At 72.1% G+C, this 14542-nt stretch carries 10 protein-coding genes; 7 read left to right on the plus strand and 3 right to left on the minus strand.

Annotated features, from left to right (window positions below):
- Positions 1 to 185: 185 nt before the first annotated feature.
- The 4 genes from ABZ532_RS23770 to ABZ532_RS23785 all read left to right on the plus strand — a co-directional run bounded on the left by ABZ532_RS23770 (position 186) and on the right by ABZ532_RS23785 (position 6346).
- Entirely contained in the window at positions 186 to 1091 is a 906-nt protein-coding gene (locus ABZ532_RS23770; protein ID WP_361287168.1) for an oxygenase MpaB family protein, read from the plus strand.
- Entirely contained in the window at positions 1073 to 3316 is a 2244-nt protein-coding gene (locus ABZ532_RS23775; RefSeq protein WP_361287171.1) for a serine/threonine-protein kinase, read from the plus strand. The genes ABZ532_RS23770 and ABZ532_RS23775 overlap by 19 nt, the downstream gene beginning before the upstream one ends.
- A gap of 68 nt (positions 3317 to 3384) precedes the next feature.
- The gene (locus tag ABZ532_RS23780) at positions 3385 to 4722 is read left to right on the plus strand and encodes a DUF2252 domain-containing protein (RefSeq protein ID WP_361287174.1); all 1338 of its coding nucleotides are present in this window, start codon (positions 3385 to 3387) and stop codon (positions 4720 to 4722) included.
- A 58-nt stretch (positions 4723 to 4780) separates the two neighbouring features.
- Complete coding sequence (locus tag ABZ532_RS23785) at positions 4781 to 6346, plus strand: NAD(P)/FAD-dependent oxidoreductase (RefSeq protein ID WP_361287177.1); 1566 nt, start codon at positions 4781 to 4783, stop codon at positions 6344 to 6346.
- Between the two features lie 28 nt (positions 6347 to 6374).
- Here ABZ532_RS23785 and ABZ532_RS23790 read toward each other — a convergent pair whose 3' ends face one another.
- The gene (locus ABZ532_RS23790; RefSeq protein ID WP_361287420.1) at positions 6375 to 7412 is read right to left on the minus strand and encodes a helix-turn-helix domain-containing protein; all 1038 of its coding nucleotides are present in this window, start codon (positions 7410 to 7412) and stop codon (positions 6375 to 6377) included.
- Positions 7413 to 7526: 114 nt separating this feature from the next.
- On the opposite strand from ABZ532_RS23790, the gene ABZ532_RS23795 reads away from it, so the two are divergent.
- Positions 7527 to 8492 (plus strand): NADP-dependent oxidoreductase, encoded by a 966-nt coding sequence (locus ABZ532_RS23795; RefSeq protein ID WP_361287180.1) that lies wholly within the window; start codon positions 7527 to 7529, stop codon positions 8490 to 8492.
- A 166-nt stretch (positions 8493 to 8658) separates the two neighbouring features.
- On the opposite strand, the gene ABZ532_RS23800 is transcribed toward ABZ532_RS23795, so the two are convergent.
- Entirely contained in the window at positions 8659 to 9849 is a 1191-nt protein-coding gene (locus tag ABZ532_RS23800) for an NAD(P)/FAD-dependent oxidoreductase (RefSeq protein ID WP_361287183.1), read from the minus strand.
- Between the two features lie 30 nt (positions 9850 to 9879).
- Positions 9880 to 11646, minus strand: a complete 1767-nt coding sequence (locus tag ABZ532_RS23805; RefSeq protein ID WP_361287186.1) for a serine hydrolase — start codon at positions 11644 to 11646, stop codon at positions 9880 to 9882.
- A 190-nt stretch (positions 11647 to 11836) separates the two neighbouring features.
- Here ABZ532_RS23805 and ABZ532_RS23810 point away from each other — a divergent pair, with 190 nt between their 5' ends.
- Positions 11837 to 12955, plus strand: coding sequence for a nitronate monooxygenase family protein (locus ABZ532_RS23810; RefSeq protein ID WP_361287189.1), 1119 nt, complete (start codon positions 11837 to 11839; stop codon positions 12953 to 12955).
- On the plus strand, positions 12952 to 14529 hold the full coding sequence (locus ABZ532_RS23815; protein WP_361287192.1) for an acyl-CoA synthetase: 1578 nt from the start codon (positions 12952 to 12954) through the stop codon (positions 14527 to 14529). Before ABZ532_RS23810 ends, ABZ532_RS23815 begins: the two co-directional genes overlap by 4 nt.
- The last annotated feature ends 13 nt before the right edge of the window (positions 14530 to 14542 follow it).

Genomic DNA, 14542 nt, shown 5'->3' on the forward strand with positions numbered 1-14542 from the left:
TCAGGCGCCTCGTCACGGACAAACGCCATGTCCGTGACGTCTACTGACCCGGACCCGAGGGGTCGGGCCATGGAAGAAGTGCTCGCAGGGCTCGTCACCGCGGCGAACTGCTCGGATAATCCGATGGGCGCGACAGCCTTCGCGCCGACAGGTGCCGACCACGTCTGCGAGGTGCATGCCGACCCATGAGCGGCGACACGTACGCCGGCGACCCCGGGCTCTTCGGCCCGGGCTCAGTCACCTGGCAGATGCACGGCGACCCCATGATGTGGGTGGCCGGAGTACGCGCGCTCTACCTCCAGGCACTGCACCCCCGCGCGGTACGCGGGGTCATCAGCAACAGCGACTTCCGGCGCGACGCCTGGGGCCGTCTGCTGCGTACCGCCGACTTCGTCGGCACCATCACGTACGGCACCGCCGAGGCCGCCGAGCGGGCCGGTGCCCGGGTCCGGAGGATCCACCGGCTGCTCGGTGTGGACGAGCCCGAGCTGCTGCTGTGGGTGCACTGCGCCGAGGTGGACTCGTACCTCCAGGTCCAGCTGCGCTCCGGGTTCCCGCTGAGTGATGCCCAGGCCGACCGGTATGTCGACGAGCACCGGACCAGCGCCAGGCTGGTCGGTCTCGATCCGGCGCGGGTGCCCGCGTCCACCGCGGAGCTGGCCTGCTACTTCGACGAGGTCCGGCCGGAGCTGGCCGCCGGGGCCGACGCCCGCGCCGTCGACGACTTCCTGTGCCGCCCGCCGGTCCACCCCCTGCTGCTCCCTGCACGTGAGCTGCTCTGGCGGCGGGTGGCGTCGCTCGCGTACAACGCCCTGCCGTCCTACGCCCATGAGCTCTACGGGCGTCCTGCGCCCCCGCCCGACCGCGTCGACCACCGGCTCACCGCCACCGGAAACGCCCTGCGCTGCATCCCGAGCCGCCTGCGCTGGCGGCTTCCACCGGGCCACATCCTGAAGGCCATGGCGCGGCTCGGACCCGGCAGCCGACCCGCGCCGTACACGCTCAGAAACGAGGCGGCCATACTGGACGATCCGGGGAGGGCGAAGAGAAACAACGGGGGCGACGGCACGCGATGGCGGACACCAGGCTGATCCACGGCCGCTACCGGCTGCTCGATCTGATCGGGCGCGGTGGCATGGGCGAGGTATGGCAGGCTCATGACGAGTCCCTGGATCGGCGTGTCGCGGTCAAATGCCTCAAACCGCTCGGACAGCGCAACGACCAGGCCATCAGCGACATCCTGAGGGAGCGCTTCCGCAGAGAGGCCCGCGTGGCCGCCTCACTCCAGCACCACGGCGTCACCGTCGTCCATGACTTCGGCGAGCACGAAGGCGTGCTCTATCTGGTGATGGAGTTCCTGGAGGGACGCAATCTCAGTCAGATCCTCGACGACAACGAGCCGCACCCCTTGACCGTGCCCGAGATCGTGGACATCGCGGAGCAGGTCGCCGACGCCCTCGCCTACACCCATGAGCAGGGCATCATCCACCGGGACCTGAAGCCCGCGAACATCATGCGTCTCACCGACGGCACGGTGAAGATCTGCGACTTCGGCATCGCCCGGCTCGGCCGCGACATCGGCTTCACCTCGCGGCTCACCGGCACGGGCGTCGCCATGGGCACGCCGCACTACATGTCGCCCGAGCAGATCAGCGGGAGCCATATCGACCACCGCAGTGACCTGTACTCGCTGGGCTGTGTGCTCTACGAGATGGCCACGGGCGTCCCGCCGTTCGACCTCGGCGACACCTGGGCCATCCTCGTCGGACACCGTGACACCCCGCCCGACCCGCCCCGAACCCATCGAGCCGGCTTCCCGGGCGCCTTCGACCGCATCATCCTCGACCTGCTCGCCAAGACGCCGGAAGGGCGACCCACCGACGCCAGGGAGCTGCGCCACCGGATCGCCGCCGCCCGGTCGGCCTCCGAGGCGTCCGCGGCCCCCTCCGTCTCCGCGGCCCTCCCCGTGCCCCCGGCGGCCGGCCAGGACCAGGTGCTGCCCTCCTGGACCCACGCAATGACAGCCGGGCACAAGGCGGTCGGCGCCTCCGCCCTCGGCTTCCCGCTGCCCGACTTCACCTCGGGTCTCACCGGCGCCTGGACCAGCCAGACCAATCTGCGCGGAGCCGTCGCCACCGTGCCCCCGCGCGCCGATCGCCCCACCCCGCCACCCGACGCGCTCGCCGTGCTCACCAGCCGGCACGACACGGGGCTCAGCCTCGCCAGGCTCGGCCGCTGGGACGAGGCGGGCGAGGTGCACCGCGCCGTGCTCGCCGAGCGCGAGCATCTGCTGGGCCCCGGGCACCCCGACACCCTCGCCAGCCGCTACGAGGTCGGCTTCACGCTCAGCAGGACCGGCCGCGCCCTGGACGCCCTGGAGGCATTCGGCCGGGTCGCCGAAGGACGCGCTCGCTCGCTGGGCCCCGACCACCCGGACACCCTGGCCGCCCGCCAGGAGGCGGCGTACGTACTCGGCAGGCTGGGCCGCCACTTCGAGGCCCACGAGGTGTACGCGACGGTGCTGGCGTCCCGCGAGCGCACCATGGGCCCCGAACATCCCGACACCCTGCGCTGCCGGCACAACCTCGCGTTCAACCTGAGCCGGCTCGGACGGCTGGAGGACTCCCACCGGATGGCGGCCGAGGTCGCCGCCGCCCGGGGCCGTGTGCTCGGTCCCGCGCACCCGGACACCCTCGTCACCCGGTACGAGGTGGCGTACGCACTGGGTCAGTTGGGCCGCTGGACGGAAGCCCTGGGGACCTACCAGGAAGTCGCCGATGCTCGGGCACACTCCCTGGGGCCGGACCACCCGGACACCCTCGCCGCCCGCTACGAGGTCGGCATCAGCCTCGGCCGCCTCGGCCGCAGCGCGGAAGCCCTCAAGGTGTACGGCGCACTCGTCGGGGACCGCACCCGTGTGCACGGCCCCGAGGACCCCGAGACCCTGCGCGCCCGCCACGGCCTCGGCGTCAACCTGGGGCGGCTGGCGCGCTGGGAAGAGGCGGTGGTGGAGGCCCGGGACGTCTGCGCGATCCGGGAACGGGTGCTGGGGCCGCTCCACCCCGACACCCTCGTCAGCCGTCGTGAGGTCGCTGTGGGCCTCGGCTGGCTCGGCCGCTGGGCCGACGCGCTCGCCGTCTACCGCCAGGTCGCCGAGGCCCGCGAACGCGTGTTCGGCGCCGACCATCCCGATGCCCTCGCCAGCCGTAACGACGAGGCGCACTGCCTGGAGCAGTTGGGCCGGGGGGCCGAGGCGGTGGAGCTGTACCGCCGTGTCGCCGCGCTGAGACAGCAGAGCGGCGCCGGCCCCCACTGAGCCGCCGCCGCTCACCCCCACGGACGCCTGGGCAGGTCAGGCCGCCGCACCGGGCGCACAATGTCCCTATGACGGACTCCGCCGAGCAGGAGCAGCGCGGCCGTGCCGCGCGCAAGCAGGTGCCCCGCTCCTCGCACGGGCGCTGGATCCCCGCCGCGGACCGCCGGGACCCGCTCGGGATCCTCGAGGAGCAGGCCAGGAGCCGTGAGCCGGACCTGGTCCCGATCCGCTACGGCCGGATGGCCGTCTCGCCGTTCACGTATCTGCGCGGTGCCCCGGCCGTCATGGCGGCCGATCTCGCCCCACAGCCCCACAGCGGGCTCACCGTCCAGCTGTGCGGCGATGCGCACCTCCTCAACTTCGGCGCCTACGCGTCGCCGGAGCGCACGCTGCTGTTCGACCTCAACGACTTCGACGAAACCCTGCCCGGCCCCTTCGAATGGGACCTCAAACGACTCGTCGCGAGCATCGCCGTGGCCGGACTCGACAACGGCCACTCCGAGGCGAAGGCCCGCCAGGCCGCGCTGACCGGGGCACAGTCGTACCGGACCACCATGCGCCGCCTCGCCGGACTCGGTGAACTCGCCGTCTGGTACGAGCGCATCGACGCGTCGGACCTCCTCTCACTCGCCGGCAAGGTGGACCGCGCACGCGTCGAGACCCAGATCGCCAAGGCCCGCCGCCGCACCAGCCTGCAGGCACTCGAGAAGCTCACCACGCTCGTGGAGGGCCGGCGTCGCATCGTGTACGACCCGCCGCTGCTCGACGTGCTCGACCTGCTCGACTCCTCGGCCGTACGGAAGATCCTCAGCGACTACCGCAGCACGCTGCCCGAGGACCGCCGGATCCTGCTGGACCGGTTCCGTTTCGTCGAGGCCGCCCGCAAGGTCGTGGGCGTGGGCAGCGTCGGCACCCGGTGCTTTGTGGCGCTGCTGACCGGCCGTGACGACGGTGATCCGCTCTTCCTCCAGATCAAGGAGGCGCAACGGTCCGTGCTCGAACCCCATCTGCCCCGCTCGGGTTACAAACACCAGGGCCAGCGGGTGGTCGCGGGCCAGCGGCTGCTCCAGGCCGCGAGTGACATCTTCCTCGGCTGGGTGAGCGGCCCGGCCGGCCGGCACTTCTACTGGCGGCAACTGCGTGACATGAAGGGCTCGGCCGATGTCCCGTCCATGAACCCCGCGCTGCTCGGCGAGTACGCGGGGCTCTGCGGCAGGGTGCTCGCCCGCGCCCACGCCCGTACCGGCGAACGCATCGCCATCGCCGCCTACCTCGGCTCGTCCGACCGGTTCGACCGGGCCATGGCCGACTTCGCGATGGCCTACGCGGCCCGGACCGTCGCCGACCACGCGGCCCTGGAGGCGGCGATCACGGCCGGCACCATCACCGCGAAGCGGGGCGTGTGAGGCACGGCCACGCTTTCGCCCTCTGGTCCCCGGCGATCACCACGTGCTACGAAGAGGCATGCCAGCAGCCGAAGCATTCTCCCGAGCCGTGTACGACGCCGTCATCGTGGGCGGTGGCCACAACGGACTGGTCGCCGCTGCCTACCTGGCGCGGGCGGGGCAGAACGTCCTGGTCCTCGAGCGTCTGGAGAACACCGGGGGAGCAGCGATCTCCACCCGGCCGTTCGCGGGAGTCGACGCACGTCTGTCCCGCTACTCGTACCTGGTCTCGCTGCTGCCCGGCAAGATCGTCAACGATCTCCGGCTGCCCTTCGCCGTGCGCGGGCGGACCGTCTCCTCGTACACTCCGACCCTGCGCGGCGGCCGGGCCACCGGGCTGCTCGTCGGCGGTGACGAGGAAGGCACACGCGCCTCGTTCGCGGAGCTCACCGGGTCGGACGCGGAGTACGCCTCCTGGCTCCGCTTCTACGAGCGGACCCGGACGGCTGCCGAGCGGCTCTTCCCGAGTCTCACGGAGCCGCTGCCGTCCCGCGAGCAGCTGCGGGCCCGGCTCGGCGACGACGCGACCTGGCGCATGCTGTTCGAAGAACCCATCGGAACGGCGGTCGAGGAGCACTTCACCGACGACCTGGTCCGGGGAGTGGTCCTCACCGACGCGCTGATCGGTACCTTCGCCGACGCGCACGATCCGTCCCTGGTGCAGAACCGCTGTTTCCTCTACCACGTCATCGGTGGCGGCACCGGAGACTGGAACGTACCCGTCGGCGGCATGGGGACGTTCACCGACGCACTGGCCCATGCGGCGCGCGGTGCGGGTGCGGAGATCGCCACCGGTCACGAGGTGCTGCATGTCCACACCGACGGCCGTACCGCCGAGGTGGTGTTCCGCACGGAGGACGGCGAAGGCACCGTGGCCGCGCGCAGGGTCCTGGTCAACGCCTCGCCGCAGGCCCTGGCCGCGATGCTCGGCGAGGAGCCCCCGGCCGCACCCGAGGGTGCCCAGCTCAAGGTCAACATGCTGCTGCGCCGGCTGCCCAGGCTCCGCGACCACTCCGTCGACCCGCGCCAGGCGTTCGCCGGCACCTTCCACACCGCCGAGGGCTACGAGCAGTTGGCGACCGCCTACGCCCAGGCCGCGGCGGGACGGCTTCCCGAGGCCCCGCCGTCGGAGATCTACTGCCACTCCCTGACGGACTCGTCGATCCTCTCGCCGGAGCTGGCCGCGCAGGGCTACCAGACCCTGACGCTGTTCGGCCTGCACACCCCCGCCCGGCTCTTCGCCGATTCCCCCGACGCCACCCGTGACGCTCTGCTGAAGGCGACGCTCGCCGAACTGGACGCCCATCTGGAGGAGCCCATCACCGACTGCCTGGCCCTGGACGAGGCCGGGCAGCCCTGCATCGAGGCCAAGACCCCGCTGGACCTCGAGCGCGACCTCAGGCTGCCGGGCGGCCATATCTTCCACCGCGATCTCGCCTTCCCGTACGGGGACGCAACGACGGGCCGCTGGGGCGTCGAGACCACCTACCCGAACGTGCTGCTGTGCGGGGCGGGGGCGGTACGCGGCGGCGGGGTGAGCGGAATCCCGGGCCACAACGCGGCGATGGCGGCACTGGGGCGGTGACGCCGCAGGTGTGACGGGGCCGGGCGGCTCAGGCGGCCCGGCCCTCAGCCGCCGCGTGGAACGTGCGGCGGTACGCGGCCGGTGAGACACCCACCAGCTCCCGCATGTGCTGCCGCAGCGAGTTCGCGCTGCCGAATCCCGCGCGGTCCGCGACCAGATCGATGGACAGATCGCTGGCCTCCAGCAGTTGTTTGGCGACCTCGATGCGCTGGGCGGTGAGCCACTGGCCGGGAGTGACACCCGCCTCGTCGCGGAACCGGCGGGTGAAGGTGCGTACGCTCATCCGGGCATGGCCCGCCAGCTCGGTGAGCGTCAGCGGCCGGTGCAGCCGCTCCAGCGCCCAGGCGCGGGTAGGCGCCGTCGTGGCCGTCGTCGGGGCGGGCACGGGCCGCTCGATGTACTGGGCCTGGCCGCCGTCCCGCCACGGCGGCACGATGCAGCGCCGCGCCACCTGGTTCGCGAGCGCGCTGCCGTGGTCGCGCCGCACCAGATGCAGGCACACGTCGACGCCCGCCGCGGCTCCCGCCGAGGTCAGCAGATCGCCGTCGTCGACGAAGAGCACGTCCTCGTCGAACCGCACCCGCGGGAACAGCCTCCGGAAGTGCTGCGCCTCGGCCCAGTGGGTCGTGGCAGGGCGCCCGTCCAGCAACCCGGCCGCCGCGAGCACGAACGCCCCGGTGCAGATCGACACCGTCCGCGTGCCCGGCCTGATCCGTGCCAGCGCTGCGGCCAGCGGCTCCGGGAGCACCCCGTCGGTGCCGATGGCACCCAGCAGGTGGGTCGGCGCGATGATCACCGTGTCCGCGCGCTCCAGTGCCTCGGGGCCGTGCTCCACGTCGATGGAGAAGCCCGCCTCGGTACGCACCGGGCGCCCGTCCGGTGTGCAGACCACCACCTCGTACAGTGCCGTCCCGTCCGCGGACCGTGCGCAGCCGAAGATCCGTGCCGGGATGCCGAGCTCGAAGGTCATCACCCCGTCGAGGGCGAGCACCGCGACCCTGTGCGGATCTGGTCCCGGCGGGACGACACAGCCCTCGTACGCGTTCCACTCGTCCTGCTGCTCCATCGTGGTCATGGCCAGATTCTGTCACATCATGGCCATCAGGCCAGTTCAGGATCTTGCTCACGGCGCCGATGGTGGTGTCGTACCGAGTGAACGCAAGGAGCGGAGAGACTTCCCATGAACGACGCCACGACGATGCGCGCGATCAGCCCGGCCTCCTGGGGCGGGCCCGAGGTGCTGGGCGCCGTGACCATCGAGCGACCGGTCCCGGGTCCGACGGAGATCCTTGTCAGGGTGCACGCCGCGGGCGTCAACCCCATCGACTGGAAGACCCGGGCCACGGGAGGGTTCGGGATGCACGGTGAGCCGCCGGTGCTGGGCTACGACGTCTCCGGTGTCGTGGAGGCCGTCGGCATCGGCGTCACCCTGTACCAGCCGGGCGACGAGGTCTTCGGCATGCCCGAGTTCCCCCGCCAGGCCGGCGGCTACGCCGAGTACGTCACCGGGCCGGCCCGGCACTTCGCCCCCAAGCCCGCGGCGCTCAGCCACATCGAAGCGGCGGCACTGCCGCTGGCCGGGCTGACCGCCTGGCAGGCCCTGGTGGAGACGGCCGGGGTGAGCACGGGGCAGCGGGTGCTGATCCACGCGGCATCGGGCGGCGTGGGCCACCTCGCCGTGCAGATCGCGGCAGCGCGCGGAGCCCATGTGATCGGCACGGCCCGCGAGGAGAAGCACGCCCTGCTCAAGGAGCTGGGCGCCGACGAGCTGATCGACTACACCCGGCAGGACTTCGCGGAGGCGCTGGAGAAGGGCAGCGTGGACATCGTCGTCGACGCGATCGGCGGCGACTACGGCACCCGCTCCCTGACCGTCCTGCGCGACGGCGGCACCCTCGTCACCCTGCCCTCACCCGACGAGGTCCCGCCCGCCGTCGAGGCCGACCCGCGGAGCAGCCGCTCCGGCTTCACCCTGGTGGAACCCGACTCCACGGGAATGCGGGCCATCGCCGAACTGGCCGCGGAAGGACGGCTGCGTCCGCTCGTGGAGAGCGTCTTCCCCCTGGAGCGGGCCGCAGACGCCCACCGTCAGGGTGAGACCGGCCGCACCCGGGGCAAGATCGTGCTGTCGGTGCTGGAAGGCTGAGTAGAGGACCGGGCCCTGGGCGTGCCGGGCGGGGGCCGCCCTCCAGGTCCTCGCCATCCGGGGCCATTCGGGCAACCTTCCCGGGCCCGCGGCGCCGGCAACGCTCTGGGGTCTCCCCGGGCAAGGGACCTGGGCGAGGCCTCTGCCCGGCGCGGAGGGCCGGCCCTCAGGGACCTTCCGGGCGGGACCTGCCCGGACGCGGTCCGGCGACCGCCTCGACGAGCAGACGGCGCCCGGCCGGAGTGGTGAGCACGCCGCGTAGCACCGTGTCGCGTACAGCGCGGGCGGGCGCCGAGCGCAGGGTCCAGGCACGGGTGGCGAGGTCGGTGCGGGCGAGCACCCGCAGGGCGTCGGCGCGGCGGGCGCGGCGCCAGGCGGTGAGCCCGTCCGCCGCCGCGCCGCCGTCCGAGGTCGCGGCGGGGAGCACGTCGGCGAGCGTCACGGCGTCCCGCAGGCCCAGATTGAGGCCCTGGCCGCCGACCGGGCTGCACACATGCGCGGCGTCGCCGATCAGCAGCACCCGCCGGCTGCCGCGGGGTGCCGCGATGCGCCGCTGGGTGCGGAAGGTACTGGTCCAGCGGCATTCGCGGACGTCAGCGATCCAGCCCCGGGCCGCCGCCTCGGCGGCCAGTGCCGCAAGACTGTCGCCCCGGTCGTCCGAGCCGCCCTGTGCGGCGCCGTGAGGCATGTGCAGGACCACCCTGGCCCAGCCGTCGAGGTGCATCGGCAGCACCACCAGTAGCCCGCGCGGCCCGCCGACCATGTGCACCCGCGCCGGATTCAGCGAGGGGTTCTCGACCCGCAGGTCCGCGAGCTGCCAGGTGCCGGCGTACGTGCGACCGCGGAACGCCGTGCCGGCCAGGGTACGCAGGGTGCTCGACGCACCGTCGGCCGCGACCACCCAGCCGGCACGCAGCGGACCAAGGCCGTCCGGCACCACGGTGACGGCGTCGGCGTCCTCGACTACCGAACGGACGGGCGTCGAGCGGTGCACGCGCACGCCCGCCCGTTCGGCCTCGGCGGCGAGCAGGCCCTCCGTCGCGCACTGCGGGACGGTCAGGATGTACGGGTACGGGGAGCGCAGCCGGGCCATGTCGAAGCCGCCGAGCCGCTGCCCCTGCGCCCACATCTCCACCGTGTCCACGCGACGGCCCAGCGGGTGCAGCGCATCGGCCAGCCCGCTCGGGGCCAGGGCCTCCAGTGTCCGCGCGTGCAGATCGGTCGCCCGTGACTCGGTGACCGGGCCGGGACGGCGCTCCAGCACCACCACACCGAGTCCCGCCCGTGCCAGCAGCAGCGCGGCGCTCAGACCCACCGGACCTGCCCCCACCACTGCCACATCCGTGTCGACAGCCATGATCCGCACCCTATCCGGCAATCCGGTGCTTCAGTCGGCCTCGGCAGTCCAGCCCGACGCCGTGATCCGGGCGGCATCCTTGGGCCGGGACTCGTCGAAGAGCGTCCGTCGGCCGTCCTCGACCCGCAGACCGTTCACGTACACCCCGCGTCCCACGGACGACTGGGCCGTCGTACAGCGCCAGCGCACCGCGAGCGGACCGCCACTCCACGACGACAGATCTGCCTCCACGCGGTGCCAGACACGGCCGGACCAGCCCGCCGCCCAGCCTTCGGGGTGTCCCAACGGCGGCTGCCCGCCGCCCACGGTGGTGAACGGCACGGGCCGCCAGGTCGCGCCACCGTCCGCGGACGCTTCGAGCGAGACCTTGCCGGAGCCCGGTTCGGTGTCCCACCACAGGGCGCAGCACAGCCGCACCCGCCCGGTGGCCGGGGCGAGCCGGGGCAGTGTGAGGGTCGCGGTGGTGGCGGGGGACATTCCGGAGAACCATGCGGTGCGCCCGCGCCGCGGACGTACGGCGACGGCTCGCGCCAGATGGTTGGCGGCGGCGACGCGCGGGGCGCTGCCGGAGCGCCAGGTGCGCACCGGGTGGACGGAGTTGCCGAGCAGCACGAGGAACGAGTCGGTCGACGGGTCCAGGACCAGGCTGGTGCCGGTGAATCCGGTGTGCCCGGCGCTGCGGGGGGTGGCCATGGCGCCCATGTACCAGTGCTGGTACAGCTCGAACCCGAGCCCGTGCGCATCCCCCGGGAAGCCCGAGTTGAAGTCCGTGAACATCAGCTCCACGGACTCGGCGGCGAGGATTCTCGACCGCCCGTACACCCCGCCGTTCAGCAGGGCGCGGGCGAGCACGGCCAGGTCCCAGGCGCAGGAGAACACCCCGGCATGGCCTGCGACACCCCCGAACGCAAGGGCGTTCTCGTCGTGCACCTCACCCCACACCAGCCCCCGGTCCAGTCCGGACCACGGCGGACGGGCATCCTCGGTCGCCGCGATCGAACGTCTCCAGGACGCCGGCGGATTGAACAGGGTGCGCCGCATCCCGAGCGGAGCGGTGATCTCATCGTGGAGCAGCGTCCCCAGACCGCGGCCGGTGATCTCCTCCAGGACCAGCTGAAGAGTGATCAGATTGAGGTCGGAATAGAGGTACTTCGTGCCGGGAGTATGTACGGGCGCCTCCTGCCACAGGCGACGCAGCCGCGCCTCGCGGGTCGGTTCCCCGTACAGCGGGATCCAGGGCCGGAACCCCGACGTATGGGTCAGCAGCTGGCCGACGGTGATGTCCCGCTTCCCGGCGTGCCCGAACTCCGGGAGGTAGGAGGTTACCCGCTCGCCGAGCTCCAGCGGGCCCCGTTCGAGCTGCTGGACGGCCAGGACCGAGGTGAACAGCTTCGACACGGACGCCAGATCGAAGAGGGTGTCCGGAGTCATCGGGATCTGCTGGTCCGCCGGGAGTTCCACCCCTTCGTCCCGCACCTCGTCGTAGGCCGCGTAGCGCACCGCCGTGCCGATCGCCCGGTGCAGGGCGACCGTGTCCCCGCGCCCGGCGAGCAGCACGGCCCCCGCGTACCAGGGGTGCTCGGGGGAGGGGGAGAGGTACGACTCGGCGGCGGCGACCAGCCGGTCCAGATGCGTGCCGATGAGACCGGCGCGCTCCGGGGTCCCGTGGCGCAGGGTCGCTTCCGGAGCCACCGCACCGGTCCCGGCGCCTGCACCGTCCGGGAAGGCTCCCACCACCAGAGCACCTCCCAGTGCCAGCATTCCGCCGCCCAGCCGACGACGGCTGATCCCCGTCATATCGCGCCTCCCTGAAGGAATCCTTCAAACGGCATGCAACGCGGGAAACTTTCTTGCCGTTGCGGGAGGCCGTCAAGGGACACGCGGCACGCGGGGACGGGAAGGGAGATGTGTGACCGGCGTCCGTCAAATCTGACACTGCATCAGAAAATCTCTTCCCTCGGCCGTTCCACTGCGGCATCCTGCGCCCATGGAGACGGAGCTGAGCAAGCGACTGGGCGTGCAGCACGCCATCTTCGGCTTCACGCCGTTCCCCGCGGTCGCCGCCGCGATCACCCGGGCGGGAGGCTTCGGAGTGCTCGGCGCGGTCCGCTACACCGCACCCGCCGACCTCGCCCGCGACCTCGACTGGATGCAGGAGCACACGGACGGAAAGCCCTACGGCCTCGATGTCGTGATGCCCGCCAGAAAGGTCGAAGGCGTCACCGAGGCCGACGTCGAGGCGATGATCCCCGAAGGGCACCGCCGCTTCGTCGAACAGACCCTCGCCAAGCACGGCGTCCCCACGCTCGCCGAGGGCGAGGCGTCCGGCTGGCGTATCACCGGCTGGATGGAGCAGGTGGCCCGCAGCCAGCTCGACGTGGCCTTCGACTACCCCATCAAGCTGCTCGCCAACGCCCTCGGCTCCCCGCCCCCCGACGTCGTCGCCCGTGCCCATGACCACGGGGTCCTCGTCGCGGCCCTCGCCGGCAGCGCCCGGCACGCCCGCCGCCACGCAGAAGCCGGTATCGACATCGTCGTCGCCCAGGGCTACGAGGCGGGCGGTCACACGGGCGAGATCGCCTCCATGGTGCTCACTCCGGAAGTGGTGGACACCGTCGCGCCGCTGCCCGTGCTCGCAGCCGGGGGCATCGGGAGCGGTGAGCAGATCGCGGCGGGGCTCGCACTCGGGGCCCAGGGGGTCTGGCTGGGCTCGATCTGGCTCACCACCACCGAGGCCGACCTGCACTCACCGGCCCTCACCCGCAAGCTGCTCGCCGCGGGCTCCGGCGACACGGTCCGCTCCAGGGCCCTGACCGGCAAACCCGCCCGCCAGTTGCGCACCGAGTGGACCGACGCCTGGGACGACCCGGACGGACCCGGGGCGCTGCCCATGCCCCTCCAGGGCCTGCTCGTCGCCGAAGCCGTCTCCCGCATCCAGAAGTACGAGGTCGAGCCGCTGCTCGGCACCCCGGTCGGCCAGATCGTCGGACGGATGACCGCCGAACGCAGCGTCCAGCAGGTCTTCGACGACCTCACGCGCGGATTCGAGCGCGCCGTGGACCGCATCAGCCGTATCGCCGGAAAGACCGGAAGGAGCGCATCATGAGTGAGCAGCCGGGCGGGTCGCCCCTGTCGGAGACCCCCGGAGGCTTCTGGGCCCAGGCGGCAGCCGACCCCGGCCGCGTCGTGCTGATCGCGCCGGACGGCGAGGAATGGACGGCGGGCCAGCTGCTCGCCGACACCAACCGACTCGTCCACGGACTGCGCGCCGCCGGACTCGAACGCGGCGACGCCTTCGCCGTCGTACTGCCCAACAGCGTCGCGTTCCTCACCGCCTACCTCGCCGCCACCCAGGCCGGGTTCTACCTCGTCCCCGTCAACCACCACCTCGTCGGGCCCGAGATCGCCTGGATCATCGCCGACTCCGGGGCCAAGGTGCTCATCACGCACCAGCGCTTCGCGACCACCGCGACCGCCGCGGCCGACGAGGCGAAGCTGCCCGCGAGCCACCGCTACGCGGTCGGCAAGGTCGGCGGCTTCCGCCCGTACACGGAACTGCTCGACGGGCAACCGGAGTCGGAGCCCGCCGACCGCACACTCGGCTGGGTCATGAACTACACCTCGGGCACCACCGGCAGACCCCGCGGCATCCGCCGTCCGCTGCCGGGAAAGCTCCCCGAGGAGACCTACCTCGGCGGGTTCCTCGGGATCTTCGGGATCCGGCCCTTCGGCGACAACGTCCATCTGGTCTGCTCGCCGCTCTACCACACGGCCGTGCTCCAGTTCGCGGGCGCGTCGCTGCACATCGGCCACCGACTGGTGGTGATGGACAAGTGGAGCCCCGAGGAGATGCTGCGGCTGATCGACACCCACGCCTGCACCCACACCCATATGGTCCCGACCCAGTTCCACCGGCTGCTCGCCCTCCCCGAAGAAGTGCGCCGTCACTACGACGTGTCGTCCATGCGGCACGCGATCCACGGTGCGGCACCCTGCCCCGACCATGTGAAGCGGGCGATGATCGACTGGTGGGGGACCTGCGTGGAGGAGTACTACGCCGCGAGCGAGGGCGGCGGGGCCTTCGCCACGGCGGAGGACTGGCTGAAGAGGCCCGGCACGGTCGGCAAGGCCTGGCCCATCAGCGAGCTCGCCGTGTTCGACGACGACGGCAACCGGCTGCCTCCGGGAGAACTCGGCACGGTCTACATGAAGATGTCGACCGGCGGATTCAGCTACCACAAGGACGAGGCCAAGACCCGTAAGAACCGCATCGGCGACTACTTCACCGTCGGGGACCTCGGTGTCATCGACGAAGAGGGCTATCTCTTCCTCCGCGACCGCAAGATCGACATGATCATCTCGGGCGGCGTCAACATCTACCCGGCCGAGATCGAGTCCGCTCTGCTCGGCCACCCGGCCGTGGCCGACGCGGCGGCCTTCGGTATCCCCCACACCGACTGGGGCGAGGAGGTCAAGGCCGTCGTCGAACCGGCGGACGGCCAGATCCCCGGTCCCGCCCTGGCCGCGGAGCTCCTCGCCCACTGCGAACAGCGGCTCGCCGGCTACAAGCGCCCCAGGAGTATCGACTTCATCGATGTGCTGCCCCGCGACCCCAACGGCAAGCTCTACAAGCGCCGGCTGCGCGACCCCTACTGGGAGGGCCGCGACCGCGCGCTGTGACCCGGATGGCCGT

This window comes from Streptomyces sp. NPDC019396 (assembly GCF_040632375.1).
In the GTDB taxonomy this organism is placed as follows: Bacteria; Actinomycetota; Actinomycetes; order Streptomycetales; family Streptomycetaceae; genus Streptomyces.